Raw genomic sequence first — 26,997 nt, 5'->3', positions numbered from 1 at the left:
AACGTCATCCCGATCTAACGCAAGCTTTCGAGATCGCGGATGCGCTTGGCGCCGGCCGCTTCCAATTGCCTCGTTACCGCACCGATCAGTGTTTCGGCGACGACGAAGAGAGCGGCGGACGAATCCCAGGCCGAGGGCACGGCGGTACGCCCGGCGATCACATGGCGGGCGAAGCGGGCGATCGGCGACAGCCACTGGTCGGTGAAGAGAATGATCTGCACGCCGCGCTGATGCGCCTTCTCGGCGAAGCGGACGAGGCTTTCCTGGTAGCGGCGGATGTCGAAGATCACCAGCACGTCGCGCTTGCCCATGTCGATCAGGCGGTCGCGCCAGATGCTCTCCTGGCCGGCGAGGTGATAGACATCCGGCTGGATGATGGCGAGATGGGCGGCCATGTAGCGCGCCAGCGGATCGGTGAAGCGGCCGCCGATGAGGAAGGTCTTGCCACGCCGCTCGGCAAGCCGCGCCGCGATGTCGGCCAGTTGTTTATCGGTAAGGTGGCGAAACGTCTCGCGCAAATTGTCGAGCGTTGCCTCCAGCATCGGCGAGACGGCGCCGCCGGTCGAGCCTGGATTGAGCGTGCGCGATGCGGGTGACTGCAATTGCGCGGCCAGTTCATCCTGCAGCGCCGACTGGAATTCGGGGTAGTTCTGGAAACCCAGCCTGGCGACGAAACGCAGGATCGTCGGCGAGGACACGCCGGCCGCGGCCGAGAATTCGGCGACCGTCTTCAGCCCGGTCAAAGGATAGTTGGCAATCAGCGTCTGGGCGGCGCGGCGCTCGCCGGCCGGCATCGCGCCGATGCGGTCAGAGATCAGTTCGGCAATGCTGGAAATCATGGTTTTCCCCCACCCGTTGACCCGCCGCCGCCGTTTTCCCGAATTCGCGTTTGACAAAGCCGGTCAAACTGTATGAAATCATTCACAGGGACGCAATGAGACAAAATACGTAACATAAGATACAGCGTCCCGCAGGGGACGATATGGAGAAAGCTCGGCCCGCTAGCCTTGCCCCGTCTGAGACCGTAAGGGTGTCCAACCCCGACGGCTCAAGCCCCTTCGTCTTCACCTGCGATCACGCTTCCAATTTCCTCCCTGCCGAATTCGGAACGCTCGGCCTGCCGGCCGAAGACCTGACCCGCCACATCGCCTGGGATCCGGGCGCGCTTCCCGTTGCCAGCCGGATGGCCGAGGCGTTGGACGCTCCCTTGGTCGAAACCCGCGTCTCGCGCCTCGTCATCGACTGCAACCGGCCGCTCGACGCACCGGACCTGGTGCCGCCGGTCAGCGAGACGACAGTCATTCCTGGCAATGCGGGTCTTTCCGAAAAGCAGCGCGCCGCGCGGGTCGAGTTGTCCTGGCGTCCTTTCCACGACACGATTGCCAACCTCATCGACGGGCGACTGGCCCGCGGACGCGAAACGCGGCTGGTGTCGGTGCACTCCTTCACGCCAGTTTACAAGGGCAAGAGCCGGCCCTGGCATATCGGCATCATCCATGATGAGGATCGCAGGCTGGCAGCGCCGTTGATATCGGCGCTGCAACGGCTTGCCGGCGTCACCGTCGGCGTCAACGAACCCTATTCGCCGGCCGACCGCGTCTATTTCACGCTGGAGCGGCACGCGCGCTCGCGCGGCCTTGCCTGCGCGATGATCGAAATCCGCAACGACGAAATCGCCGGCGAGACCGGGCAGCGGAAATGGGCGGATCTGCTCACGGGCATATTTTCCAATCTGGAGCCCGAGGAGGCCAGGGGCTCCCGACAACGCGCAATGGGAAAGTCAGTACGAACGGCCAGCCAAGAACTATAAGGGGACTCCAACATGACAACGGATCACGCAGAGAAATCGGAGGACGTAAAAATCCTTCACAGCATGGGCTATGCCCAGGAATTGGCCCGCCGCATGAGCGGCTTCTCCAATTTCGCCATTTCCTTCTCGATCATTTGCATTCTGGCCGGCGGTATCACGTCGTTCCCGCTGGCCATGGGCACCGGCAGCGGTTTCGAAGCTACCGTCGGCTGGATCATCGGTGGTCTCTTTGCGCTTGTGGTCGCGGCTTCGCTCGGCCAGATCGGCTCGGCCTATCCCACCGCCGGCGGCCTCTACCACTGGTCCTCGATCCTTGGCGGGCGCGGCTGGGGTTGGGCGACGGCCTGGATCAATCTGCTCGGCCTGATCTTCGTCGTCGCTTCGGTGAATGTCGGCGTCTACCTGCTGTTTTCCGGGCTTGTCGCGGGACCGATCCTCGGCTGGGACACGTCAAGCTGGGGTTTCTGGCAGCAGACGACGGCGGTCGTTCTCATCACCGTCACCCAGGGCCTGTTCAACCATCTCGGCATTAAGACGACGACGATGCTGACCGACTTTTCGGGCTACCTCATCCTCGTTGTCGCGGTCGTGCTGACACTGACCTTCCTGATCTGGGGCGCGCATGGCTTCGAGCTGTCGCGGTTCACGACCTTCGTCAACACGACCGGCGATCTTGGCGGCGGCTACGTTCCGTCAGCCCGCACGGCATTCGTGGCCTTCGTGATCGGCCTCCTCTATCCGCTTTACACGATCACCGGCTTCGATGCCTCGGCGCATACCGCCGAGGAGACGCACAATGCGCGCGTCGCGGTGCCCAGGGGCATGATCCACGCGGTTCTGTGGTCTCTCGTCTTCGGCTTCGTCATGGCGGTTTCCTTCGTCGTCGCGAGCCCCGATCTCGTGGCGACCGCCAAGGACGGCGGCAATGCCTGGTTCAACCTGTTCAACAACCTGCCGGCGCCGACCTGGCTGAAGGATCTGCTCGGCATCGCCATCGTGGTGTCGAATTATCTGTGCGCGCTGGCCGGACTGACGTCGACCTCGCGCATGATCTTCGCCTTCTCGCGTGACGGAGGCCTGCCGGGGTCGTCCTTGTGGAAGCAGGTTTCGCCGACCTGGCGCACGCCGGTGCCTGCCATTTGGCTCGGCGTCGTGCTGTCGATCGCCGCCACGCTTTATTCGCCGGCTTTCGCAGCTTTGGCGGCGGGCTGCGCTCTCTTCCTCTATGTCTCCTACGCCATGCCGGTGGCGGCGGGCCTGCTGGCGGAAGGCAAGACCTGGACCGAATTCGGGCCGTTCCGTCTCGGCGTCTGGTCGAAGCCTTTCGCCATCGTTACCGTGCTCGGCGTCCTGGTGCTGATGTATGCCGGCATCCAACCGCCCTTCGACATCCTGATCAACTACGCCATCGGCCTGATCATTCTGCTTGTGGTCCTGTGGTTCGGTATTGAATCGCGGCGCTTCAAGGGTCCGCCTATCGGTGCCGACATCGCTCGTCGCGCCGCTGAGATAGCGGCGGCGGAAAAAGCCGTCGGTCAGACAGCGAGCTAAAGGCGACGCAATGCCGCCCGATCGGTCCAGGCCGATCGGGCATCGACGTGCAGCACCGGCCAGCCAAGAACCATAGGGGAATTCCGACATGACGACACCGGGCTATACCGAGTCAGACAAGGCGGAGGACGTAAAACACCTCCACAGCATGGGCTACGCCCAGGAGCTGGAGCGGCGGCTCAGCCGCTTCTCGAACTTCGCGGTTTCCTTCTCCATCATCTGCATCCTGTCCGGCGGCATCAACTCGCTGGCCCAGGCAACCTCCGGCGCCGGCGGTATCGGAATCGGCATCGGCTGGTTGGTCGGTTGCTTTGTGTCGCTGACCTTCGCGGTGGCCATGTCGCAGATCAGCTCGGCCTATCCCACGGCCGGTGGCCTCTATCACTGGGGTTCGATCCTCGGCAATCGCGGCACCGGCTGGGTGACGGCCTGGCTCAACCTGCTCGGCCTGATCACCGTGCTCGGCGCCATCAATGTCGGCACCTGGACGTTCTTCGTCGGCGCCTTCGGCCCGGCGCTGGGCATCGAGGGCACGCTGACCAACCAGATGATCTTCCTGGTCATCATCACCGGCGCCCAGGCGCTGATCAATCACCTCGGCATCAAGCTAACGGCGAAGCTCACCGACTTCTCCGGCTATCTGATCTTCTTCGGCTCGATCCTCATCGCGGTGGTCTGCCTGCTTTCGGCCGAGACCTGGGATTTCAGCCGTCTCTTCACCTTCCACAACTATTCCGGCGATGCCGGCGGCGGCGTGTGGCCGCAGGTGTCGAACGCCTGGGTCTTCGCGCTCGGCCTGCTGCTGCCGATCTATACGATCACCGGCTATGACGCCTCGGCGCATACGTCGGAGGAAACCATCAAGGCGGCCTCGTCGGTGCCGCGCGCGATGGTCATGTCCGTGATCTGGTCGGCTGTCTTCGGCTACCTGTTCCTCGCCGCTTTCGTCCTGATGATCCCGAACATGGACGACGCTGCCAAGCAGGGCTGGAACGTGTTCTTCTGGGCCTTCGACCAGCGCGTCGGCACCGGCGTCAAGGAGTTCGTTTACCTCGTGGTGTTCATCTCGCAGCTCCTGTGCGGCCTTGCCACGGTGACCTCTGCCTCGCGCATGATCTTCGCTTTCTCGCGCGACGGCGGCCTGCCAGGCTCGGCATCGCTTGCCAAGGTCAGCCCGACCTACCGCACGCCGGTGGCCGCGATCTGGACGGCCTCGATCCTGTCGGTGCTGTTCGTGTGGGGCTCGTCGGTGGTCTCGGTCGCCGGTACCTCGGCCTATACGATCGTGGTGTCCTGCACCGTCATCTTCCTGTTCCTTTCCTTCACCGTGCCGATCGTGCTCGGCATGATGGCCTGGGGCACGCCGAAGTGGGACAAGATGGGGCCGTGGAACATGGGCCGCGGCATCTTCATGCTGTTCGCCTTCCTGTCGATCGTGTCGATGATCCTGATCTTCGTCATCGGCATCCAGCCGCCGAACGACTGGGCGCTCTACATCACCGTCGGCTTCTTCATCCTGACAGCGATCGTCTGGTTCGCCTTCGAGCGCAACCGCTTCCAGGGTCCGCCGCTGGGCGACATCATCGCGGCGCGCCAGGCGGCGATCAAGGCGGCCGAACAGGCGGTCGGCGAGACCGGCCACTGATATGCGCATTGTGGACCACGGCCGGCCTTGTGCCGGCCATGGCTTCGTTTCTCCCTCTCAACGACCAAGCACTGGAGCGCCAAAGGAATGGCCGGGAATTTCTCGTTCGATCAGTTGAAGAAAGCGGTCTCGAATGGCGAGATCGACACGGTGCTGGCCTGCATCGTCGACATGCAGGGCCGGCTCTCGGGAAAACGCTTCCTGGCTCAGTATTTCGTCGATTCCGCGCATGGCGAGACGCATGGCTGCAACTATCTGCTCGCCTGCGACATCGATATGGAGCCAGTGCCGGGCTACAAGGCGGCGAGCTGGTCGAAGGGCTATGGCGACTTCGTCATGAAGCCGGACCTTTCGACGCTGCGGCGCATTCCATGGCTGGAAAAGACAGCGCTGGTCATCTGCGACGTGCTCGATCATCACACGCATGACGATCTCGCGCATTCGCCTCGCGCCATCCTGAAGAAGCAGGTCAAGCGTCTGCAGGAGCGTGGCTATATCGGCTATTTCGCCTCCGAGCTCGAATTCTATCTGTTCAACGAGACCTACGATTCGGCGCGCAAGAAGCACTGGCAGGGGCTCGATAGCGCTTCGCCTTATATCGGCGACTATCAGATAGGCATCACTTCCAAGGAAGAAGGCGTCATGCGCCGGCTTCGCAACGAGATGGAAGCCGCCGGTATCCCGATCGAGAATTCCAAGGGCGAATGGGGTCCGGGCCAGGAAGAAATCAATGTGCGCTACGCCGAGGCGCTCGACATGGCCGACCGCCACGTCATCCTGAAGAACGGCGCCAAGGAGATCGCCGATTCCGAAGGCAAGGCCATCTCCTTCATGGCCAAGTACAATTACGGGTTCGCCGGCAATTCCAGCCACATCCACAATTCGCTGTGGAGCGCCGACGGCAAGACGCCGCTGTTCTTCGACAAGAAGGCTGAGTGGACGCTATCGAGCCTTGGCCAGCAATGGGCGGCCGGCCAGCTCAAATACGCCAAGGAGTTCACCTGGTTCCTGGCGCCCTACATCAACTCCTACAAGCGCTTCCAGGCCGGCACCTTCGCGCCGACCAAGATCATGTGGAGCGAGGACAACCGTACCGCCGGCTTCCGGCTTTGCGGCGAGGGCACCAAAGGCATCCGCATGGAGTGCCGTATCGGCGGCGCCGATTTGAACCCTTATCTGGCCTTCGCGGCGCTGATCGCGTCAGGCCTCGCCGGCATCGACGAGAAACTGGAACTGCAGAAGCCTTTCGTCGGCGATGCCTATCAGGCCTCGCGCCTGCCGGAGATCCCGAAGACGCTGCGCGACGCGACCGAGACGCTGGCTAAGTCGAAGATGCTGAAGCAGGCCTTCGGCGACGACGTCATCGACCACTATGTGCACACCGCCCGCTGGGAGCAGTTCGAATACGACCGCCGCATTACGGATTGGGAACTGCATCGGGGCTTCGAGCGGTATTAAGGGCCGCGTTAGGGTCGGCGCTGCCCATTACCCCTTCCCGTGAGAACGGGAGAGGGTAGCCGGCGTCGGAACGCTTCCCTTCTCCCCGTCACCATACGGGGAGAAGGTGCCGGCAAGCGGATGAGGGTAGGCCATGCGCGTATCGATTGTTGTAAAACTGCGAGGACTTATAAAATGACCGAAACGGTCAAACTGAAATCACCCATCGACTGTTCGATCTACGCCGAGCGGCCGGTCGCGAGCGACCAGGCGATCAATGCGGCGGTCGAGCGCGCCAGGGCCGCGCAGGAGAAATGGGCCGAGACGCCGGTCGTCGAGCGCGGCAAATACATGCTGGCGATGCTCGAGGCGCTGGTCGCCATGACCGACGAGATCGTGCCAGAGATCGCCTGGCAGATGGGGCGGCCGGTGCGCTATGGCGGCGAGTTCGGCGGCGTCAAGGAACGCACCAACTACATGGTCGAGATCGCCGAAGCGGCGCTCAAGCCGATCATGGCCTCCAATCCGAAGGACGGTTTTCGGCGCTATGTGAAGAAGGTGCCCCTCGGCGTCGTGCTGGTGATCGCGCCGTGGAACTATCCCTATCTCACGGCGGTCAACACCATCGTGCCGGCGCTGATGGCGGGCAGCGCCGTCATCCTCAAGCACGCGGCTCAAACCCTCTTAGTCGGCGAGCGCTTCCAGCAGGCTTTCGACAAGGCCGGCCTGCCGAAGGGGCTGTTCCAGAACCTGGTCATGAACCATGCCCAGACCGAGAAGCTGCTCGGCTCGGGCAAGATCGACCATGTCAACTTCACCGGATCGGTCGGCGGCGGCCGCGCGATCGAGAAGGCGGCGGCCGGCACCTTCATGACGCTCGGCCTCGAGCTCGGCGGCAAGGACCCGGCCTATGTGCTGCCCGACGCCAAGATGGATCATGCGGTTGCCAATCTGGTCGACGGCGCTTTCTTCAATTCCGGCCAGTGCTGCTGCGGCATCGAGCGCGTCTATGTGCATGAGAAGGTCTATGACGAGTTCGTCGAAGGCTTCATCGCCGAGACCAGGAACTATGTCGTCGGCAATCCGCTGGAGCAGGCGACCACCATGGGGCCGATGGCGCAGGCGCGCTTCGCCGACCTTATCCGCGAGCAGAAGGCCGAGGCGCTGCGCAAGGGCGCGACCGCGCACATCAACATGAAGGTCGAGAACGACAAAGCGGGTTCGCCCTATCTGGCGCCGGAAGTGCTGACCAATGTCGACCACCAGATGAGCGTCATGCGCGAGGAAAGTTTCGGCCCGATCGTCGGCATCATGAAGGTGCGCAACGACGAAGAGGCGATCGCGCTGATGAATGACAGCCCGTACGGGCTGACGGCCTCGATTTGGACGCGCGACACCGAGCGTGCGGTTGCGATCGGCGACCGTGTCGAAACCGGAACGGTGTTCATGAACCGCTGCGACTATCTGGACCCGGCGCTGGTCTGGACCGGCGTCAAGGACACCGGCAAGGGCGCCGCGCTCTCGGCCATCGGCTACGACAATCTGACCCGGCCGAAATCCTATCACCTGCGCGAAACGATCTGACCTTTCGAAAGACAGAAAATGTCCAAGCTCATCTCCAAATGGAACTACCCCACCACCGTCCGCTTCGGCGCAGGGCGCATCAAGGAATTGCCTGATGTGCTCAATGCGACGGGCATCAAGCGGCCGCTCTTCGTCACCGATCCGGGCCTTGCGAAGCTGCCCGTCGTCGCCTCGACGCTGAAGATCCTCGACGATGCCAAGATCCCGTATGGGGTCTTCTCAGAGGTGAGGCCGAACCCGGTCGAGTCCAATCTCACCGCCGGCATCGCGGTGTTCAAGAAAGGCAAGCATGACGGCGTCATCGCCTTCGGCGGCGGCTCCGCGCTCGACCTCGGCAAGCTGATCGCCTTCCAGGCCGGGCAGACACGGCCTGTATGGGATTTCGAGGATGTGGGAGACTGGTGGACCCGGGCCAATTCGGACGTGATTGCGCCGATCATCGCGGTGCCGACCACGGCGGGCACGGGGTCCGAGGTCGGCCGCGCCGGCGTCATCACCAATGAGGAGACTCACACCAAGAAGGTCATCTTCCATCCGAAGCTTCTGCCGGCAATCGTCATTGCCGATCCGGAACTGTCGGTCGGCATGCCGCCCTTCATCACTGCCGGCACCGGCATGGACGCGCTTGCGCACTGCCTGGAGGCCTATTGCGCGCCGGGCTATCATCCGATGGCCGACGGCATCGCGGTGGAAGGTATAAGGCTGGTATTCGAGAACCTGCCGAAGGCCTTCGCCAATGGCAAGGACCTCGTCGCGCGCGCCCATATGATGAGCGCGGCGGCCATGGGCGCCACCGCCTTCCAGAAGGGGTTGGGGGCCATCCATTCGCTGTCGCATCCGATCGGCGCGCTCTACGACACCCATCACGGCATGACCAACGCGGTGTTCATGCCCTATGTGCTGGCCTTCAACCGCGAGGCGATCGAGGACCGCATCGCACGGCTAGCCGCCTATTGCGGGATCAAGGGCGGCTTCGACGGCTTCGCCAAGGCCATCATCAAGCTGCGCAAGGAACTCAAGGTGCCGCACGCGCTGCCCGGCCTGATCAAGGGGCTCGACATGGACAAGAAGCGCAAGACCCTGATCGCCGACATGGCGGTGGTCGATCCGACAGCCGGCGGCAATCCGGTCAAGCTGACCAAGAAGGCGGCGCTCACGCTGCTCGAAAATGCCATTGCCGGCTCCGTCTGAGAGCCGGCTTTCAATACCAAAATTGAAGAAGGGAACACTCAAGAAAAAGGGAGGAGAGGCAAAAATCAAGACAGCTAACCATTAGCCGGAAAATTAAGTGCGGGCTAATTGCTACAGTCCGTTAAAAAGAGTTAACTTTTTTCGCTGTGGGGCTCCGGTTTCAAAAAGCCTTCATCTGGCTGTCACACGAAAACGATACCCGCATCGCAGGCGCTTAGCGCGCCAGTTCAACGGAGAGAACACATGTTCAAGTTCACGGGGAAAGTGCTTTCCCTCTCGGCCGCGGCGCTCTTCGCGTCGACGGTGATTTCGTCCGCCGCTTCGATGGACGATCTCGTCAAGGCCGCGAAGGCGGAAGGCCAGCTCACGGTCATCGCGCTTCCGCATGACTGGTGCGGCTACGGGGCAGTGATCGACGCTTTCAAGGCTAAATATCCGGAAATCACCATCAACGAACTCAATCCGGACGCCGGCTCGGGCGACGAGGTCGAGGCGATCAAGGCCAACAAGGACAACAAAGGCCCACAGGCCCCTGACGTCATCGACGTCGGCCTGTCCTTCGGCCCGACCGCCAAGAAAGACGGGCTGATCCAAGCTTACAAGGTATCGACCTGGGATTCGATCCCGGACAGCGCCAAGGATGCCGATGGTTTTTGGGCGGGCGACTACTACGGCGTGCTGTCGTTCTTGGTGAACAAGGATCTTGTGAAGGAAGCTCCGGCTGACTGGGCAGACCTGCTGAAGTCAGATTATGCCAACACCGTCGCCCTCGCCGGGGATCCGCGTGCCTCGAACCAGGCGATCCAGGCGGTCTACGCCGCCGGCCTGTCCGGTGGTGCCGCTGCTGGTGAAGCAGCCGGCACAGCAGGTCTCGACTTCTTCAAGAAGCTCAATGCCGCTGGCAATTTTGTGCCGGTCATCGGCAAGCCAGCCACGCTGGCCCAAGGTCAGACCCCGATCCTGGTCACCTGGGACTACAACGCGCTTGCCGGCCGCGACACGCTGAAGGGCAACCCGCCCGTCGACGTCGTCGTGCCGAAGACCGGCGTCGTTGCCGGCGTCTATGTGCAGGCGATCAGCGCTTATGCACCGCATCCGAACGCCGCCAAGCTCTGGCTCGAGTATCTTTACTCCGACGAGGGTCAGATCGGTTGGCTGAAAGGTTACTGCCATCCGATCCGCTTCAACGACCTCGCCAAGAACGGCAAGCTTCCGGCCGATGTGATGGCCAAGCTGCCGCCGGCCGAAGCCTATGCCTCCGCAGTGTTCCCGACGCTCGACGAGCAGGGCAAGGCCAAGGAGGCGATCACCAAGAACTGGGACGCCACTGTCGGCGCCAACGTGAAGTAACGGAATGAAACGGCCGGGCGGCTCTGGCCGCCCGGCGCTTCTCCCAGACGGTGGCCCGCGCATGACCGACCTCTCGCTCTCCAACCAGACAATTGCGGGAAAGACCGCGCCGCCCAGCGAAGCGCGCGCGCTGCGGCTGCCGACGCAATGGATCGGCGTTGCGCCCTTCTTCATCTTCGCGGTCATGTTTCTCATCCTGCCCACGCTCTACCTGATGCTGGGCGCGTTCCAGAACGAGGCTGGTGAGTTCACGCTGGAAAATCTCATCGCCCTGTCGGAGCCAAATATCGTTGCCGCCTACTTGATTTCGATCAAGGTCAGCCTGGCATCGGCCCTCATCGGAGCGTTTGCCGGCCTGGCTATCGCCGTTGCCATCGTGCGGGGCGGCTTGCCCAATTGGATACGGTCGGCGACACTGACCTTTTCCGGGGTAGCCTCCAATTTTGCCGGTGTCCCTCTGGCATTTGCCTTCCTCGCAACGCTTGGACGCCTCGGCCTCGCCACGGTGATCCTCAACACCGTGTTTGGCCTCAACATCTACGCACATGGCTTCAACATCCTGTCGTTCTGGGGCCTCACGCTGACCTATGTCTATTTCCAGATTCCGCTGATGGTGGTCATTATCGTGCCAGCGATAGACGGACTGAAGAAGGAATGGGGCGAGGCTGCCGCGACACTTGGCGCGACGACGGCCCAGTACTGGCGCATGGTCGTCATCCCGGTGATCTGGCCGAGCTTCCTCGGCACCGTTATCCTGCTGTTCGCCAACGCCTTCGGAGCGATTGCCACCGCCTATGCGTTGACCGGCTCGTCGCTCAACATCGTGCCCATCCTCCTCTACGCCCAGATCCGCGGCGACGTGCTTCACAATGCGCATCTCGGTTATGCGATCGCCTTCGGCATGATTGTCATCACCGGCCTCGCCAATGTCTTTTACATCTGGTTCCGGACGCGCTCGGAGAGGTGGCTGAAATGAAGACCGGACGCTTCTGGGCCTGGGTCGTCTTCATCCTTGGCGCGGCCTATTTCTTTATCCCGCTGATCGCGACCGCGGAATTCTCGATGCGCATGCGTCGCGGCGCCTACTCGTTCGACGCCTACCAGATCGTGCTTGGCGACGCCCGCTTCCAGGCGACATTCATGTACTCGGTGGTTGCCGCCATATTCACCATCATCCTCGGCGTGCTGGTGGTGGTGCCGGCGGCTTATTGGATCCGGCTGCGCCTGCCGCAGCTCAGGCCGATCGTCGAGTTCATCACGCTGCTGCCGCTTGTCATCCCGGCAATCGTCATCGTCTTCGGCTATATCAGGATGTACGGCTCGAATTCGCCGTTGCCGTTCCTGGCAAATGATACGGCCACCAACGCCCTGCTGGTGATCGGCTACGCGACGCTGTCGCTGCCTTATATGTATCGGGCGGTGGATACAGGCCTTCGCACCATTGATGTGCGCACGCTGACGGAAGCGGCGCAGATCCTTGGCGCCGGCTGGTCCACGATCATTACTCGGGTGATTCTGCCAAACGTACTGATCGCGGTGCTCTCCGGCGCCTTTCTGACTTTCGCCATCGTCATCGGCGAGTTCACGATGGCCAGCCTACTCAATCGCCCGGCCTTCGGCCCCTATCTGCAGAACATCGGCGCCAACCGCGCCTATGAACCGGCGGCGCTTGCCATCATCGCCTTCGCCATTACCTGGGGCTGCATGTCGCTGATCCAGATCCTGTCCCGCTTCGCGCCGAAATCGGCGAACCGACCGAACTGAAAGCAATAGCCATGGCCGAGCCGTTCCTCTCCATCCAGCATGTGCGAAAATCCTTCGGTGCCACGACCGTGGTCGAGGATTTCAATCTTGATGTCGCACCCGGCGAATTCGTCTCCTTCCTCGGCCCGTCCGGCTGCGGCAAGACGACGGTGCTGCGCATGGTCGCCGGCTTCGAGGAACCGTCGGCCGGCAAGATCGTCGTCGGCGGCAAGGACATCACCCGGTTGAAGCCCAACCAGCGCAATGTCGGCATGGTGTTCCAGGCCTATGCGCTGTTCCCGAACCTGACGGTGGCGCAGAACATCGGCTTCGGGCTCAAGGTGGCGGGCATGTCGAAGCCGGCCATCGATTCCCGAGTCGCCGAGATGCTCGACATCATCAAGCTCCCGCAGATGGCCGACCGCTATCCCTACCAGCTTTCCGGCGGCCAGCAGCAGCGCATCGCGCTCGCGCGGGCGATTGCCCCGAAACCCAAACTGCTTTTGCTCGACGAGCCGCTGTCGGCGCTCGACGCCAAGGTGCGCGTGTCGCTGCGCGAGGAAATCCGCTCGATCCAGAAGAAGCTCGGCATCACCACCATCTTCGTGACGCATGACCAGGAAGAGGCGCTGTCGATTTCAGACCGCATCGCGGTGATGTATGGCGGCAAGGCCGAGCAGGTCGGCACGCCATTCGAGATCTACAATCGGCCAGCGACCAAGTTCGTCGCCAATTTCGTCGGCACGCTCAACGTGCTGGAAGGCAAGGTAACCGACGCCGCCTCGGGCAAGGTGCAGGTCAACAGCCAGGAAGTCTCGCTCAAGGGCAAGCTTAATGGCTCCAAGTCCGGCGACACGCTGTCGCTAGCGCTGCGACCGGAAGCGATTTCGCTGGGGCGGCAGCCCGGCCATGACGCCAGCCTGTCGGGCGAGATCGCCGAAGTGCATTTCCTCGGCTCCGTTATCCGCGTGCGCGTCGGCATCGGCGGCAACACGGTGTCGCTCGATACCTTCAACAATTCGGCGACGCCGCCGCCGGTCGTCGGCGACAAGGCCGACATTTCCTTCTCGTCGGGCGATATGCTGGTCCTGCACTAGGCTGTGCCGATATTCAGGCGAGGCCGGCCTGCGCATCACGTTTTCCTGTGCTTCAGCGCTCACTGAAGCCCATCAGGCCAGTGCAGCCGGGCAGTATCGACGCGTTTGGATAAATCAACAGCATCCTTGTCTCAGGGTACTGCCAAGCGTCGCGCTTCATCGCTACGATAAGCTATGGCGCTATTCGAACTCACCCTTGTCCTGCTTCTAATCGCCGTTGCACTGACGGCGCTGTCTCGGCGCCTCGAAATACCCTATCCGTCTTTGCTGGCGCTTGCCGGCGTCGGACTGGCCTTCGTGCCGGGCGCGCCTGTGATCGAAATCGATCCGGAACTGGCGCTGGCGCTGTTCATCGCTCCGGTGTTGCTCGATGCCGCCTACGACACCTCGCTGCGCGACTTGAAGCGCTACCGGCTGTCGCTGGTGCTTTTGGCGCTCGGCGCCGTCGTCTTCACGGCCGTGGTGGTCGCCTTCGTCGGCTGGAAGATGGCCGGGTTGCCGATCGCGGCGGCGATCGCGCTCGGCGCCATCGTCGCGCCGCCGGACGCGGTGGCGGCAAGCGCCGTGCTCAACCAGTTCAAGGTACCGCACCGCATCACCGCCATCCTGCAGGGCGAGAGCCTGCTCAACGACGCCACGGCGCTGTTGATCTACCGGATTTCGGTTGCGGCAGCGATCGGCACGCTCATGCTGAAAGACGCCGTGCCCGTCATCCTGCTTGCAACGGTGGGCAGCGTCGTGGCCGGCTATCTGTTCGGCCGCTTCTCGGTGATCGCGCTCGCGCGCATCGAAGATGCGGCAAGCAGCACCGTGGTGCAGTTCGCCGGGACCTTCGCGGTGTGGATCATCGCCGACAAGCTGGGCCTTTCGGCCATCATCACCATCGTCGTCTACGCCATCACCATCGCGCGCCGCGCGCCGCGCCGCATGACGGCCAGACGCCGCGTCAGCACCTATTCGGTCTGGGAGTCGGCGGTATTCGTGCTCAACGTGCTGGCTTTCGTGCTGATGGGACTTCAGGCACGGTCGATCGTCGGCCGGCTCTCCGGTGACGGACAGGGCGAGGCCTTCTTGTTCGCCGCGACGGTGCTTGGCGTCGTCATCGCGGCGCGCATCGTCTGGGTGGCGGGCTATGTCGCGGTCATACGCTGGTTTGCCCGCTACGCCAGCGAGGAGGAAAGGCGCGATGGCCCGACATTTCCGGGCGCCGTGCTCGTCGGCTGGTGCGGCATGCGCGGGCTGGTGACGCTGGTCGCGGCCGTTGCCTTGCCCGCCAACTTTCCTGGTCGTGACCCGATCGTGCTTGCCGCCTTCGCCGTGGTGCTGGGCACGCTGGTGCTGCAGGGCATGAGCCTGAAGCCGCTGCTGCGCTGGCTCGACTTCCCGCGCGATACCACGATCGACGGCGAGGTGGCGCTGGCGCGCGTCGCCATCATGCAGGCCGCGCTCGACGTGCTCAGCCGCAAAACCTCGGCCGCGGCGGCTGTGGTGCGCGAACAGTATGAGGCACAGCGCAAGGTCGCGGAGAACCCAGAGGACGCTCAAGCTGCGACCGAGTATGACCGGCTGCGGCTCTACGCCATCAACCGCCAGCGCGACACGCTGGAAGAATTGCGCCGCAACGGCACGATCGGCGACGAGGCCTATCACCGGCTGGAAGAGGAGATCGACTGGGCGGAGCTGGCGGCGTCGCCGGCCGGAAGCTTCCAGCCGCTGACGACCTATTAGACGGGCGCGGTTCGCCTGCCTTCGACTGGACTATTCCGCTTGGCCTCGCGGTCCATTGCAACGCAGTAGGTGGAGCGCTACTGCGATCACCAGAAGTAAGCCGGTTAATCAATGAAGCTGATCAGCTACAACATCCAGTATGGCTACGGCAGTGACGGGCGCTACGATCTCAGCCGCGCCGCCAGGCTGGTGGAGGGCGCCGACATCATCGCCCTGCAGGAGGTCGAGCGGCATTGGCTACGCAGCAATGACGACGACCAGCCCGCGATCCTGTCCAAGCTGTTGCCCAGCTATTACTGGGCCTACGGTCCCGCCTTCGACATGGATGCCAGCGACAAGCGCGACGGCCGCGTCGTCAACCGCCGGCGGCAGTTCGGCACGATGGTGCTGTCGAGGCTGCCGATCGTCTGGTCGCGGCTGCATGCGCTGCCGATGCGCCGCACGCTGAGACCGCTCAACACGCGCAACGCCGCGCTTGAATGCATGATCCGCACGCCGGCGGGACCGGTGCGGGTGTTCTCGCTGCATCTTGCCCATATCGCGGCCGAGGAGCGGTTGGAGCAGATCGACTATCTGCTCGCCGAGCACCGCCGCGCGCCATCCGACGGCGGCCCGTGGAGCGGTGCCGACGACGAGCCGCAGCGCAACTGGACCAATGGTCAGCAGGAGCCGGAAAACCCCCAGGCGGCGATCTGGCTTGGCGATTTCAACATGGAGCCGGGCAGCGCTGAGTACCTGCGTATCGTCGGCAATACGCCCTACCATCCCGGCGCTGCTTATATCGAAGGGTTCGTCGATGCCGCCGCTGTCGCCAGCGAGCCTGGTGCGGATTTCCACACGCATGAAAAGATCATCGATGGCAGGCTGGCAAAACGCCGGCTCGACCATTGCTTCGTCGGCGGCATGCTGGCCGATCGCATCCGTTCGGTGGCTGCGGAGGTCGGCGCGGTGGCTTCCGACCATTTTCCGCTCAGGGTCGATATCGACCTGGAAACGCCGAGTATCGGCTCAGACCTGGCGGGCAGGTGAGGCGGGCATGACGCTGTTCGTCTTCCCGGCTGTGCTCTCGGCGGCGGCCATGCATGCGATCTGGAACGCGCTGGTCAAGGTGCATCTCGACCGCTTCCTGTCGATCACACTGATGACGCTCGGCATGGGCGCCGCGGCTCTCGTGGTGCTGCCCTTCGTCGAAGTGCCGAAGGCCGAGGTCTGGCCATTCATCCTCGCCTCGGTTTTCTTCCATATGGGCTACCGGACATTCCTGATCGGCGCCTACAAGGCGGGCGATTTCGCCCAGACCTATCCGCTGGCGCGCGGCACCGCGCCGCTGCTTTCGGCGCTGGGCGGCATCGTGTTGGTCGGGGAGGTGCCTGCGCCGCTCGCCATCGTCGGCATCGTGCTGTTGTCGATCGGCACGCTGGTCATGTCGTTTCGAGGCGGCGCGCATCTGGAAAAGCTCAATCCGCGCGCCGTCGGCTTTGCGCTCGGCACATCGATCTTCATCGCCAGCTATACGCTGTCCGACGGCAGCGGCGCGCGGCTCGCGGCGACCGCGACGAGCTACGCCGCCTGGCTGTTCGTCTGCGATGCGACGTGGGCGCTGGTGCTGTGCGTCGCCTTTCGCGGACCGCAGTCGCTGCCCGTGCTGGCGCGCGACTGGAAGGCAGGGCTGTTCACCGGCGTGCTCAGCGGCGCCGCTTACTGGATCGTCATGTGGGCGATGACCAAGGCGCCGATCGCCTCGGTCGCGTCGCTGCGCGAGACCTCGATCCTGTTCGCCATGCTGATCTCGGTGCTGGCCCTGGGCGAGAAGATGACGGCCTGGCGCGCGGCCGCGGCGCTCGGCATCGTCGCGGGTGTCGTCGCGCTGAGAATGGGTTGATTGCCATTCACCCGAACACGGTCATCACCTCGCCGCGCCTCTCGGGGCTGAAGCGGATGACGACGATGATGCAGACCGCAACCACGCCGGCAAACAACGCCAGCCCGTAGCCGTAACTGCCACCGGGAGCCTCGGCGATGCCGGCCTGGTAGGGGCCGCCATAGGATGCCGCCAGATTGCCGGCCTGATAGATGAAGCCGGGCAGCGTCGCCCGCACGGAGCCCGGCGACAGTTCGTTGAGATGCACCGGGATGACGCCCCAGGCGCCTTGCACGGCCACCTGCATGATAAAGGCGCCGATTGCCAGCATGAAGGGTGTGGTCGTATAGGCCCATAGCGGGATCGCCGGCAGGGCGATCAGGCAAGCGAGCGTGATGGCGTTGATGCGGCCGATCTTCTCCGACAGCGCGCCGAAGGCGAGGCCGCCGACAATGGCGCCGATATTGGCGACAATGGTGATCCAACTCACCGTATGCGGATCGAAGCCGTGCTGCTTCTTCAGGAAGATCGGATAGAGGTCCTGCGTGCCATGGCTGAAGAAGTTGAAGAACATCATCAGCACCACGGCATAGAGCGCGATGCCCCAGTGCTTCCGCAGCGTTTCGAGCAGACCGGGCCGCGCCTGTGAACGGCCTTCGACGAAAGCAGGCGATTCCGGCACATGCGAGCGGATGAACAGCACGATCAGCGCCGGCGCGAAGCTCAAGAGGAACATGGCGCGCCAGCCGATGGTGAAGTCGCCGATCTTCTGCCCGTAGAGCAGTCCGTAAGCGACGGCGGCCAGCAGGTAGCCGGCCGGATAGCCGCATTGCAGGATGCCCGAGACCACGCCGCGCGCGTTGGGGGGAATGGATTCCATGGCAAGCGAGCTGCCCAAGCCCCATTCGCCGCCCATGGCGATGCCGAACAGCGCGCGCAGCGCCAGGAATATGCCGAGGTTAGGCGAGAAGGCGGCCAAGGCGCCGATCACCGAATAGCTGACGATATTCAGCATCAGCATAGGCTTGCGGCCATATCTGTCGGCAAGCATGCCGAAGAAGAACGCGCCGATAAAGCGCGTCGCCAGTGTCAGGAACAGTGCTTTGGAGACCGCCGGGACGTCGGTTTGGAATTCAGCGGCAATATCGGTGAGCAGGAAGGTCAGAAGGAAGAAATCGAAAGCGTCGAGCGTCCAGCCCAGGAAGGATGCGACTACGGTCTTCTTCTGCTCGACGGTGAGGTTCAAGGCAGTGCTCCTTTTGAATTCCCCAAAAGGAGCGATATGTTCCACAGCGGGCAAAAGAGAACGGGACAACTGCCGGTTTTAAGCCGGCGAGCGGTCACATTTGCGTCACCTCGAGATCGATGACCATCAGCCCCTCGGTACCGCCTTCGAGGGCGGCGACAAGGCGCGCGCCGGCGCGCTGGTGCGCCTCGTGCACCAGATAGGTGTCGCGCGCGGCGGTATCGCGGAAATCGATGGTGAAGCCATGCGTGAAGCCGCGCGCGAAAGGCTCGGGGCTGACATTGGCGCTGAAATGCATTTTGCCCATGCCGTCGATGACGGCGCGCAGGGCTTCGAGATCGGCATGGATCGCCGCACGCTCGATTTCAGGAACGTCGTCGCGAAAGCGGACAAAGACGCAGTGCCGGATCATCGTTGAGGCCTCATGCCGCCTTGTTGCCCCTGAACACGGCCGGCGGCAGCGGCTCGCGGCCGAGGATGAGATCGGCGCCCTTTTCGCCGACCATGATGGTCGGCGCATTGGTGTTGGAGGAAGGGACGCGCGGCATCACCGAGGCGTCGCAGACGCGTAAGCCCTCGATGCCGCGCAGCCTGAGATCCGGCGTCACCACCGCCATCTCGTCATGACCCATGCGGCAGGTGCCGACCGGGTGGTGGTCGGTCTTGGAGGTGCGGCAGGCATAGTCGAAGAGGTCGGCGTCGCTTTGCAGGCTCGGGCCGGGCAGCACTTCGCGCAGCACATAAGGTTGCAGCGCCTTCTGGCGCATGATCTCGCGCGCCAGCCTGAGGCCCTTGATCGACATGTCGCGATCATAAGGATCGGACCAGTAGTTCGGGTCGATCAGCGGGTGGTCTGCAGGGTCGGCGCTCTTCAGCCGCACCGTGCCGCGCGAGCGCGGGCGCAGGAAGGCGGAGTTCAGCGTCACGCCCGGGTTCTTCAGCTTCTCGACGCCGGCCTCGATGCCGGAGCCGAGGCCGAGATGGAACTGGATGTCGGGCGAGGCGGCGGTCGGATCGGCGTACCAGAAGCCGCCGGTCTCGAAGAGGCTGGAGGCGACGGGTCCATTCTTGAACAAGAGGTACTGCAGCCCGGCCCACAGGGTGCGGTGCAGCTTGGCGTAGTTGTCGTAGGTATAGTCGCCGGTGCATTCGGCGATCACGAACAGGTCGAGATGATCCTGCATGTTGGAGCCGACCCCGGGCAGGTCGTGGACAGGCGTCACGCCGACCGATTTCAAATGATCGGCGGGGCCGATGCCGGACTGCATGAGCAGCTTGGGCGAACCGATGGCGCCTGAGGAGGCGATTACTTCGCGTTCAGCGCGCAAGATGGATTTTTCACCGCCTGGCCTGTCGACCACCTCGACGCCGATGGCGCGGCCTTTCTCGACGACGACCCGGGTGACCAGCACGTCGGTCCGGACCGTCAAATTCTTGCGCTCGCGGATCGGCTTCAGATAAGCGACGGAGGCCGACGAGCGCCGCGCATTCTTCTGGGTGAGCTGGTAATAGCCGACACCTTCCTGACTGGCGCCATTGAAGTCCGGGTTGAAGGGGATGCCCATTTCCTGCCCGGCACGGAAATAGGCCTCGCAGATCGGCAGCGGCGAGATCGGGTTGGAGACGCCGAGCGGGCCCTGGTCGCCGTGGAAATCGTTGGCGAAACGCTGGTTGTTCTCGGCGCGCTTGAAATAGGGCAGCACGTCGCGATAGCCCCAGCCGGTCAGCCCTTCCTCTTTCTCCCAGGCGTCGTAGTCGCGGGCGTTGCCGCGCGTGTAGATCTGCGCGTTGATCGACGAGCCGCCGCCGACGACCTTGGCCTGGGTGTACCAGAAGACCCGGTCCTTCATGTTCTTCTGCGGCACAGTCGACCAGCCCCAGGAGGCGATGCCCTTGGTCATCTTGGCGAAGCCCGCCGGCATGTGGATGAGCGGATGCCAGTCCTTGCCACCGGCTTCCAGCAGCAGGACGGAATTGCCCGGATCCTCGCTCAGCCGGTTGGCGAGCACGCAGCCGGCCGGACCGGCGCCAACAATGATGTAGTCAGCCATTGTTCCTCACAAGCGTGGCACGGAGAGCGCGCCGTCGACATCGATGACCGATCCGGTCGAAAAGCCGAATTTGCCGGAGGCGAGCGCGGCAACAACGCCGCCGATGTCGGCGGCTTCGCCCCAGCGTTTTGCCGGCACCAGGCCGCCCTCGATCAGCGCGTCATATTTGGCGGAGACGCCAGCGGTCATATCCGTGCGGATGATGCCCGGCCGCACCTCGAACACGCCGATCCCTTCGGCGGCGAGCCGCAGCGCCAGGTTCTTCACCCACATCGAAAGGCCGGCTTTCGAGACGCAGTAGTCGGCGCGCTCCGGCGAAGCCATTTCGGCGCTGACCGAAGTGATGGTGATGATCGACCGAGCTGATACCGCAGGTGTCGCCAGCATGGCCTTGGCGACCGCCTGGCTGAGGAACACCGTGCCGCGCAGGTTGATGTTCAAGGCGCGGTCGAAATTCTCCGGCTTCAGGTCCAAGAGGTCGCCGCGAACAACGGCGCTAACGCCGGCATTGTTGACCAGGCAATCGATGTGGCCGAAGGCGTTGATCGCGGCTTCGACCATTCTTTGATGAGCGGGAAGATCGGCAATGTCGCATTGGAAATAGGCGAATTTCGCGCTGCGAGCCGCAAAGTTGGTGGCGAGCTTGTCTGGCGCTTTTTCGGCAAGATCGGCGACAAGGATATCGAATCCGGCATCGGCAAGCGCCTCGGCGCAGGCGAGCCCTATGCCGCGCGCGCCGCCAGTGATGATGGCTGACGGGCGGGTCATGCGGCAAGCTCCGTCTTGCGGAGATAGTCAGCCACGCGCAGCGCCTGCGCGGCGATCGACAGCGCTGGATTGACAGCCGCCGATGTCGGCAGGAAGCCGCCATCAACGACGAACAGGTTCCGGTGATCCCAGGCGCGGCAGAAGGGGTCGAGCGGCGAGGTGGCCGGATCGTTGCCCATCTTCACCGTTCCGCATTGATGCGAGGGCGTGCGCTTGTCGAAGGGGCGCGATAAAACGATCGGGTAGCCGCAGGCGCGCAGGTTCTCGCGCATCACCTTGGTCAGGCCTTCCAGCGACTGCATGTTGGAGCGCCGCCATTGCATGACGATCTCCTTGCCGTCGACCATGATGCGGCTTTCGGGATCGGGCAGGTCCTCGCACATCAGGTACCAGTCGACGGCGTGGCCGGCCATGTAGTCGAGCGCGAATTTCGGCATCGTCTTCACATTGGCCTTGAGCATGTTGCCGTCGATCTTGCCGAGCAGCTGCACATTGCCGAGCGGCTTGCCGCCCTTGCCGTCGGACAGATAGTAGTCGTTGAGCATCAGCGTCTTCTGGTAGACGGATGTGTTGCGGCGGCGCGGGTCGATCGCCAGCATGGCGCTCGAATTGTGGTTCATGAAATTGCGCCCGACCTGGTCGGAGCTGTTGGCGAGGCCTTTGCCTCTCGCGGAGGGCGAGCGCAGCAGGATGGCGGCCGAGTTGATGGCGCCGGCCGACAGGATCACCAGTTTCGGCGACAGCGTCTTTTGCGCGCCATCTTGCGTGTAGTGGATGGCAGCGATCGACTTGCCGTCCGGCGTGGTTTCGAGCCAGTCGACATGGGCGCTGGTTTCGAGACGGATATTCGGGTCCTTCAACGCGTCCGCCAGCGGCCCGGTCTGCGCATCGATCTTGCCAAGGCCGGTGTTGGGGAAGGCGTCCCAGCCGGTCCTGCCGTCCTTCAACCAGGTCTCGATGTCGACGCCGAGCGGCAGCGAAGCGGGATGCAGGCCGAGGTTCTTGAGCTCGGCGCGGGCGCGTGCGATCGGCGGCTCGTCCGGCACCGGCTTGAAGGCATAGGGGATCGAATGGAACGGTTCGGTAGGGTCCTCGCCCAGCGTGCCGCGCACGCGAAAGAGCTGCTCGGCCTTTGAGTACCAGGGCTCGAACTCGTCATAGGAAAACGGCCAGGCCGGCGAGACGCCGCCGAAATGCTCGAGCTCGGAGAAATCCTCCTTGCGATACCGGATCAGAACCGCGCCGAAGAATTTCGAATTGCCGCCGACATAGTAATAATTGCCGGGGTTGAAGGGCGCGCCTCCGGCCTCGCGCCACATCTCCTTCGGCCGGTAGTGCTCGTCCAGGAAAATCGATCGCGTCGAGCGTGCATGTGGTGTCGCGGGCAGCGGCTCGCCGCGTTCCAGGATGAGGATCGAGGCGCCGCTGCCGGCCAAGCCGGAGGCGATCGTGGCGCCGCCAATGCCGGAGCCGATGATGACGATATCCGGGTTTGTCATAGCTTTTTAAAGTATGCGCTTCTCGGTCGCCGGGTCGAAGAACACCGCCTTGCTGAGGTTGAAGGCCAAGGGCGTGCTGGTGCCGGGCTGAATCCTGGCATCGGCTCTCAGCCGCGCCACCACGCCCTTGCCGCCGAGATTGGTGACGGCGAAGGTGTCGGAGCCGGCCGGCTCCACCACCTCGATATGGCAGTCGGCGGTGGCGATGGCGGAGCCGTTGCGCTCGGCGCCTTCCGGATCGGTCAGCGCCTCCGGGCGGACACCGAAGATGACCTGCTTGTCCTTGAAGGCCGCAAGACCGGCGGGCGCGCCGGGCATCGGCAGCACGATCGGCTGGCGCGCCTCGCGGTCGAGCACGACGGAGAGCCCGCTGCCATTGGCGTCGATCTTGGCCGGGATCAGGTTCATTGCCGGCGAGCCCATGAAGTCGGCGACGAAGATGTTGGTCGGGTTGTTGTAGATCTCGGCCGGCGTGCCGAATTGCTGCACCTCGCCGTCGCGCATCACGGCGATCTTGGTCGCCAAGGTCATCGCCTCGATCTGGTCGTGCGTGACATAGACGATCGTCGTGCCGGTGGTGGCATGCAGGCGCTTGATCTCGATGCGCATGTCGACGCGCAGCTTGGCGTCGAGATTGGAGAGCGGCTCATCGAACAGGAAGAGCTTCGGGTCGCGCACCAGCGCCCGGCCCATGGCGACGCGCTGGCGCTGGCCGCCGGAAAGCTGGCTGGGCTTGCGCTGCAGGAGATGGCCGATCTGCAGGATCTTGGCCACCTTGTCGATCGCCGCCTGGCGCTCCGCTGCCGGCACGCCCCGCATCTCCATGCCGAAGGCGATGTTTCCGGCCACCGTCATGTTCGGGTAGAGCGCGTAGCTCTGGAACACCATGGCGATGTCGCGCTTCGAAGGATGCAGGTCATTGATGGCGCGGCCGTCGACGCGGATCTCGCCCTCCGTGATCTGCTCCAGCCCGGCGATGGTGTTGAGCAAGGTGGACTTGCCGCAGCCGGACGGGCCGACCAGCACCAGGAAGCCGCCCTTTTCGAGCTCGACATTGATGCCCTTCAGGATCTCGACACTCCCGAAGCGCTTCTTCAGCCCATCAATTTCCAGAAAAGCCATGGTCGTTCCTTCAGAAAATAGGGTCAGCCCTTGACCGCGCCAGCCATCAGCCCGCGCACGAAGTAGCGCCCGGCAACGACATAGACGATCAGGGTAGGGAGCGCGGCGATCATCGCCGCGGCCATGTTGACGTTGTATTCGACGACGCCGGTCGAGGTGTTGACGACATTGTTCAGCGCCACCGTCATCGGCATCACGTCGCCGGAGCCGGCATAGGCGGAAGCGAACAGGAAGTCGTTCCAGATGTTGGTGAACTGGTAGATCACGGTCACAACGATGATCGGCAGCGAATTGGGCAGCATGATGCGGCGGAAAATCTGAAAGAAGGAGGCGCCGTCGACCTGTGCCGCCTTGATCAACTCGGTCGGGAAAGCTTCGTAATAGTTGCGGAAGAAAAGCGTGGTGAAGCCAAGGCCGTAGACCACGTGGACGAAGACGAGATTGACGGTCGAATTGCCAAGGCCAAAATTGAAGCCGGTGGCGTTCTGCAAGGTCACGCCGAAGCGTCCGAGGCTGCCGAGAATGGTCGCCATCGGCAACAGCACCGACTGGAACGGGATGAAGCAAGCAAACAGCATCATCGCGAAGACCAGCGTGTGGCCGCGGAAGCGCCATTTGGTCAGCACGTAACCATTAAGCGCGCCAAGCAGCGTCGAGATCAGCACCGCCGGCACGACCATCTTGATGGAGTTCCAGAAATAGCCCTTCATGCCGACGCAGGTCAGGCCCGAGCAAACTTCGCTCCACGCCTTTACCCATGGTGCGAAAGTCGGCGCATGCGGCAGCGACAGCATGTTGCCGTTCTGGATCTCGTCCATGGTCTTGAACGAGGTGACCAGCATGACGAAGAGCGGCATCAGGTAGAAGATCGCGAACAGCGCGAGCAGGCCGTAGATGACGATGCGGTTGATCGTTTTGGCGCTCAGGCCGCTCGAAGCCTGGCGGGCGGGTGAAGTGATGGCGCTCATCGCGACTTCTCCCTGAGCTCGGAATAGAGATACGGAACAATGATGGCCGTGATGGTCATCAGCATGATCACCGCGCTCGCCGATCCGACCGCCATCTCGTTGCGCTTGAAGGTGAACTCATACATGAAGTTCGACGGCAGCCAGGCCGAGCCGCCGGGGCCACCGCTGGTCAGCGCCACGACCAGGTCATAGGACTTGATGGCGAGGTGCGCGAGCACGATGAAGGCCGACAGGAATACGGGCCGCAGCATCGGAATGACGATGCGGCGGTAAAGCTGGAAGGTGGAAGCGCCGTCGATCTGCGCCGCCTTCATGATCTCGCCGTCGATGCCGCGCAGCCCGGCCAGGAACATCGCCATGATGAAGCCGGAAGCCTGCCAGACGCCGGCGATGACCACCGTGTAGATGACGAAATCCTTGTTCTTGATCCAGTCGAAATGGAAGCTCGTCCAGCCCCATTGATGCAGCGTCTGCTCCAGGCCGAGGCCGGGATCGAGGAACCATTTCCAGGCGACGCCGGTGACGATGAAGGAGAGCGCCATCGGGTAGAGGTAGATCGGGCGCAGCACGCCTTCGCCGCGGATCTTCTGGTCGAGCAGGATGGCCAGGAACAGGCCGAGCGCCAGGCAGATCAGGATGTAGAGGAAGCCGAAAATGCCCATATTGGTGATCGAGGTGTACCAGCTCGACGGCGGGTCGCTCTCGAACGTCCATCGCCACAGCCGCTGATAGGCGCGGGCGCCGGTGATGGCATAAGACGGGAAGGTCTTGGAGTTGGTGAAGGACAGATAGATCGTCCAAAGGATGAAGCCGTAGACGAAGACGATCGTCGCCGCGAAGCTCGGCGCCAGGACGATCTTCGGCAGCAGATCCTGCAACCGCGAACGGACCGTCGCGCCGGGACGGGCGTCATGCTCCGGTGTCAGCTTGATCTGGGTTTCGGCAACTGTGCTCATCGGCTTGTCCAGTTCCGGTTGGTCGGAAACCGCCCGGCGCGAAAACGCACCAAGGTTGTCCCACACCTTTCATCGACAGGAGACCTCCCCCGCCGAAGCGGGGGAGACCTGCGTTCAAGCGAAGCTTACTTGGCGTCGTCGATCGCCTTGACCAGCTCGGTCACGGCCTCGTCGGAGGTCTTGATCTGGCCATGGACGAACTTCGACACAACATCCTTGTAGGCGTTGGCGACGGCCGGCGGGGCGCCGTAGCCCTGGGCCAGCGAGCCGAACAGCGTGCCGCCTTCATTAGCCTTCTTCAGGTCGGCGATGCCCTTCTTGCCGCAAGCGTCGAAGTCGGTATCCGGCACGTCGGTGCGGGCCGGGACCGAACCCTTCACCACGTTGAAGGCCGACTGGAAGCTCTTCGACAGGGTGGCGGTGGCAAGCGCCACCTGGGCGGCCTTGCGGTCCTCCGGCACGTTGAACATACCGAACATGTCGGAGTTGTAGACCACGGAGCCGTCGGTGCCCGGGAAGCGGTAGCAGAGGAAGTCGGTGCCCGGCGTCTTGTTGGCGGCGTGGAACTCGCCCTTGGCCCAGTCGCCCATGACCTGAACCAGCGCATCGCCCTTGATGACCATGGCGGTGGCGAGGTTCCAGTCGCGGCCCGAGAAGTTCGGGTCGACATAGGTGACCAGCTTGGCGAGGTTGTCGAACGACTTCTTCATCGTGTCGGACTTGAGCGAGTCCTCATCGAGGTCGTTCATCGCCTTCTTGTAGAATTCCGGCCCGCCAGTCGACAGCACGACGGAGTCGAACATGGTGGCTTCCTGCCAGTTCTGGCCGCCCAGAGCGAGCGGGATGACGCCGGCAGCCTTGGCCTTGTCGAGCAATGCGATGAAGTCGTCGAAGGTCTTCGGCTCGGTGCCGCCGATCTTGTCCATCACCGCCTTGTTGATCCACAGCCAGTTGACGGAGTGGACGTTGACCGGAGCGGCCACCCACTTGCCGTCATAGACGGAGAACTTCTGCAGGGCGGCCGGAACCGACTTGTCCCAACCTTCCTTCTTGGCGGTTTCGGTCAGGTCGCCCATGACACCGGCGGCGGCATAGTCGAGCACGGTGTAGCCCAGCATCTGCGATGCGGTCGGATAGTTGCCGGCCGCGACCATCGCCTTCAGCGCGGTCATGGCGGCGTCGCCGCCGCCGCCGGCCACCGGCACGTCCTTCCAGGCATAGCCTTCCTTGGCCAGATCCTGCTTCAGCACGTTCAGAGCGGCCGCTTCGCCGCCCGACGTCCACCAATGCAGCATCTGCACTTCCTTGACGTCCGCGGCATGCGCCGAGAACGCGAAGCTCGTCGCAAGAGCCGTTCCGATAAAGAATTTGCGCAACATGTACTACCTCC

General features: G+C 63.3%; 23 protein-coding genes. 13 read left to right on the top strand and 10 right to left on the bottom strand.

Annotated elements, in window-relative coordinates; genetic code table 11:
* Window positions 1-14: 14 nt before the first annotated feature.
* Window positions 15-839, bottom strand: a complete 825-nt coding sequence (locus EN852_RS01840; protein ID WP_127864214.1) for a MurR/RpiR family transcriptional regulator — start codon at window positions 837-839, stop codon at window positions 15-17.
* A 143-nt stretch (window positions 840-982) separates the two neighbouring features.
* Between EN852_RS01840 and EN852_RS01835 the strand changes: the two genes are divergently transcribed.
* The 13 genes from EN852_RS01835 (at window position 983) to EN852_RS01775 (ending at window position 17,018) form a co-directional block, all read left to right on the top strand.
* Window positions 983-1,810, top strand: a complete 828-nt coding sequence (locus EN852_RS01835; protein ID WP_127874688.1) for an N-formylglutamate amidohydrolase — start codon at window positions 983-985, stop codon at window positions 1,808-1,810.
* A 12-nt stretch (window positions 1,811-1,822) separates the two neighbouring features.
* Entirely contained in the window at window positions 1,823-3,361 is a 1,539-nt protein-coding gene (locus EN852_RS01830; protein WP_127874687.1) for an amino acid permease, read from the top strand.
* Between the two features lie 88 nt (window positions 3,362-3,449).
* Window positions 3,450-5,006, top strand: coding sequence for an amino acid permease (locus tag EN852_RS01825; protein ID WP_127864217.1), 1,557 nt, complete (start codon window positions 3,450-3,452; stop codon window positions 5,004-5,006).
* An 87-nt stretch (window positions 5,007-5,093) separates the two neighbouring features.
* Window positions 5,094-6,464, top strand: coding sequence for a glutamine synthetase family protein (locus EN852_RS01820; protein ID WP_127874686.1), 1,371 nt, complete (start codon window positions 5,094-5,096; stop codon window positions 6,462-6,464).
* A gap of 174 nt (window positions 6,465-6,638) precedes the next feature.
* Window positions 6,639-8,027 carry an aldehyde dehydrogenase family protein gene (locus tag EN852_RS01815; RefSeq protein WP_127874685.1) on the top strand — a complete coding sequence of 463 codons (1,389 nt, stop codon included), beginning with the start codon at window positions 6,639-6,641 and terminating at the stop codon, window positions 8,025-8,027.
* Between the two features lie 18 nt (window positions 8,028-8,045).
* Window positions 8,046-9,218 carry an iron-containing alcohol dehydrogenase gene (locus EN852_RS01810; protein ID WP_112126483.1) on the top strand — a complete coding sequence of 391 codons (1,173 nt, stop codon included), beginning with the start codon at window positions 8,046-8,048 and terminating at the stop codon, window positions 9,216-9,218.
* Window positions 9,219-9,461: 243 nt separating this feature from the next.
* Window positions 9,462-10,568: an ABC transporter substrate-binding protein gene (locus EN852_RS01805; RefSeq protein WP_127874684.1), complete on the top strand. Its 1,107-nt coding sequence runs from the start codon at window positions 9,462-9,464 to the stop codon at window positions 10,566-10,568.
* Window positions 10,569-10,629: 61 nt separating this feature from the next.
* Window positions 10,630-11,544, top strand: a complete 915-nt coding sequence (locus EN852_RS01800; RefSeq protein WP_127864222.1) for an ABC transporter permease subunit — start codon at window positions 10,630-10,632, stop codon at window positions 11,542-11,544.
* On the top strand, window positions 11,541-12,332 hold the full coding sequence (locus tag EN852_RS01795) for an ABC transporter permease (RefSeq protein WP_095817069.1): 792 nt from the start codon (window positions 11,541-11,543) through the stop codon (window positions 12,330-12,332). Before EN852_RS01800 ends, EN852_RS01795 begins: the two co-directional genes overlap by 4 nt.
* A gap of 11 nt (window positions 12,333-12,343) precedes the next feature.
* The gene (locus tag EN852_RS01790; RefSeq protein ID WP_127874683.1) at window positions 12,344-13,408 is read left to right on the top strand and encodes an ABC transporter ATP-binding protein; all 1,065 of its coding nucleotides are present in this window, start codon (window positions 12,344-12,346) and stop codon (window positions 13,406-13,408) included.
* A 174-nt stretch (window positions 13,409-13,582) separates the two neighbouring features.
* Window positions 13,583-15,136 (top strand): sodium:proton antiporter, encoded by a 1,554-nt coding sequence (locus tag EN852_RS01785; RefSeq protein ID WP_127874682.1) that lies wholly within the window; start codon window positions 13,583-13,585, stop codon window positions 15,134-15,136.
* A 111-nt stretch (window positions 15,137-15,247) separates the two neighbouring features.
* Complete coding sequence (locus EN852_RS01780; protein WP_127874681.1) at window positions 15,248-16,165, top strand: endonuclease/exonuclease/phosphatase family protein; 918 nt, start codon at window positions 15,248-15,250, stop codon at window positions 16,163-16,165.
* 7 nt (window positions 16,166-16,172) lie between these two features.
* Window positions 16,173-17,018, top strand: a complete 846-nt coding sequence (locus EN852_RS01775) for an EamA family transporter (protein WP_127874680.1) — start codon at window positions 16,173-16,175, stop codon at window positions 17,016-17,018.
* 7 nt (window positions 17,019-17,025) lie between these two features.
* Here the strand turns inward: EN852_RS01775 and EN852_RS01770 are convergent, their stop codons facing one another.
* From EN852_RS01770 to EN852_RS01730, 9 genes are all read right to left on the bottom strand, one after another.
* Entirely contained in the window at window positions 17,026-18,243 is a 1,218-nt protein-coding gene (locus EN852_RS01770) for an MFS transporter (protein WP_127874679.1), read from the bottom strand.
* Window positions 18,244-18,337: 94 nt separating this feature from the next.
* A complete protein-coding gene (locus EN852_RS01765; protein ID WP_127874678.1) occupies window positions 18,338-18,655 on the bottom strand; it encodes a Dabb family protein in 318 nt (105 codons plus the stop codon).
* A 10-nt stretch (window positions 18,656-18,665) separates the two neighbouring features.
* A complete protein-coding gene (locus tag EN852_RS01760) occupies window positions 18,666-20,294 on the bottom strand; it encodes a choline dehydrogenase (RefSeq protein ID WP_127874677.1) in 1,629 nt (542 codons plus the stop codon).
* 6 nt (window positions 20,295-20,300) lie between these two features.
* Complete coding sequence (locus EN852_RS01755) at window positions 20,301-21,062, bottom strand: 3-ketoacyl-ACP reductase (protein ID WP_127874676.1); 762 nt, start codon at window positions 21,060-21,062, stop codon at window positions 20,301-20,303.
* Complete coding sequence (locus EN852_RS01750; protein ID WP_127874675.1) at window positions 21,059-22,561, bottom strand: GMC family oxidoreductase; 1,503 nt, start codon at window positions 22,559-22,561, stop codon at window positions 21,059-21,061. Before EN852_RS01750 ends, EN852_RS01755 begins: the two co-directional genes overlap by 4 nt.
* Window positions 22,562-22,567: 6 nt before the next feature.
* The gene (locus EN852_RS01745; RefSeq protein ID WP_127874674.1) at window positions 22,568-23,683 is read right to left on the bottom strand and encodes an ABC transporter ATP-binding protein; all 1,116 of its coding nucleotides are present in this window, start codon (window positions 23,681-23,683) and stop codon (window positions 22,568-22,570) included.
* A 23-nt stretch (window positions 23,684-23,706) separates the two neighbouring features.
* Window positions 23,707-24,651 carry a carbohydrate ABC transporter permease gene (locus EN852_RS01740; protein ID WP_127874673.1) on the bottom strand — a complete coding sequence of 315 codons (945 nt, stop codon included), beginning with the start codon at window positions 24,649-24,651 and terminating at the stop codon, window positions 23,707-23,709.
* A complete protein-coding gene (locus tag EN852_RS01735) occupies window positions 24,648-25,607 on the bottom strand; it encodes a sugar ABC transporter permease (protein WP_127874672.1) in 960 nt (319 codons plus the stop codon). Before EN852_RS01735 ends, EN852_RS01740 begins: the two co-directional genes overlap by 4 nt.
* Window positions 25,608-25,732: 125 nt before the next feature.
* Window positions 25,733-26,986 carry an ABC transporter substrate-binding protein gene (locus EN852_RS01730; protein WP_127864234.1) on the bottom strand — a complete coding sequence of 418 codons (1,254 nt, stop codon included), beginning with the start codon at window positions 26,984-26,986 and terminating at the stop codon, window positions 25,733-25,735.
* Window positions 26,987-26,997 lie beyond the last annotated feature (11 nt).

The organism is Mesorhizobium sp. M2E.F.Ca.ET.209.01.1.1 (assembly GCF_004010375.2).
GTDB lineage: Bacteria > Pseudomonadota > Alphaproteobacteria > Rhizobiales > Rhizobiaceae > Mesorhizobium.
The sequence above is the reverse complement of the archived record's forward strand: the minus strand, read 5'-3'. Positions and strand labels throughout refer to the sequence as shown.

Coding starts and splice junctions, on each gene's coding strand:
- EN852_RS01780 (WP_127874681.1), top strand. CDS start 15,248: ATGAAGCTGATCAGCTACAACATCCAGTATGGCTACGGCAGTGACGGG.
- EN852_RS01750 (WP_127874675.1), bottom strand. CDS start 22,561: ATGACAAACCCGGATATCGTCATCATCGGCTCCGGCATTGGCGGCGCC.
- EN852_RS01775 (WP_127874680.1), top strand. CDS start 16,173: ATGACGCTGTTCGTCTTCCCGGCTGTGCTCTCGGCGGCGGCCATGCAT.
- EN852_RS01730 (WP_127864234.1), bottom strand. CDS start 26,986: ATGTTGCGCAAATTCTTTATCGGAACGGCTCTTGCGACGAGCTTCGCG.
- EN852_RS01800 (WP_127864222.1), top strand. CDS start 10,630: ATGACCGACCTCTCGCTCTCCAACCAGACAATTGCGGGAAAGACCGCG.
- EN852_RS01830 (WP_127874687.1), top strand. CDS start 1,823: ATGACAACGGATCACGCAGAGAAATCGGAGGACGTAAAAATCCTTCAC.
- EN852_RS01745 (WP_127874674.1), bottom strand. CDS start 23,683: ATGGCTTTTCTGGAAATTGATGGGCTGAAGAAGCGCTTCGGGAGTGTC.
- EN852_RS01795 (WP_095817069.1), top strand. CDS start 11,541: ATGAAGACCGGACGCTTCTGGGCCTGGGTCGTCTTCATCCTTGGCGCG.
- EN852_RS01765 (WP_127874678.1), bottom strand. CDS start 18,655: ATGATCCGGCACTGCGTCTTTGTCCGCTTTCGCGACGACGTTCCTGAA.
- EN852_RS01755 (WP_127874676.1), bottom strand. CDS start 21,062: ATGACCCGCCCGTCAGCCATCATCACTGGCGGCGCGCGCGGCATAGGG.
- EN852_RS01760 (WP_127874677.1), bottom strand. CDS start 20,294: ATGGCTGACTACATCATTGTTGGCGCCGGTCCGGCCGGCTGCGTGCTC.
- EN852_RS01810 (WP_112126483.1), top strand. CDS start 8,046: ATGTCCAAGCTCATCTCCAAATGGAACTACCCCACCACCGTCCGCTTC.
- EN852_RS01805 (WP_127874684.1), top strand. CDS start 9,462: ATGTTCAAGTTCACGGGGAAAGTGCTTTCCCTCTCGGCCGCGGCGCTC.
- EN852_RS01735 (WP_127874672.1), bottom strand. CDS start 25,607: ATGAGCACAGTTGCCGAAACCCAGATCAAGCTGACACCGGAGCATGAC.
- EN852_RS01815 (WP_127874685.1), top strand. CDS start 6,639: ATGACCGAAACGGTCAAACTGAAATCACCCATCGACTGTTCGATCTAC.
- EN852_RS01840 (WP_127864214.1), bottom strand. CDS start 839: ATGATTTCCAGCATTGCCGAACTGATCTCTGACCGCATCGGCGCGATG.
- EN852_RS01825 (WP_127864217.1), top strand. CDS start 3,450: ATGACGACACCGGGCTATACCGAGTCAGACAAGGCGGAGGACGTAAAA.
- EN852_RS01820 (WP_127874686.1), top strand. CDS start 5,094: ATGGCCGGGAATTTCTCGTTCGATCAGTTGAAGAAAGCGGTCTCGAAT.
- EN852_RS01790 (WP_127874683.1), top strand. CDS start 12,344: ATGGCCGAGCCGTTCCTCTCCATCCAGCATGTGCGAAAATCCTTCGGT.
- EN852_RS01785 (WP_127874682.1), top strand. CDS start 13,583: ATGGCGCTATTCGAACTCACCCTTGTCCTGCTTCTAATCGCCGTTGCA.
- EN852_RS01740 (WP_127874673.1), bottom strand. CDS start 24,651: ATGAGCGCCATCACTTCACCCGCCCGCCAGGCTTCGAGCGGCCTGAGC.
- EN852_RS01835 (WP_127874688.1), top strand. CDS start 983: ATGGAGAAAGCTCGGCCCGCTAGCCTTGCCCCGTCTGAGACCGTAAGG.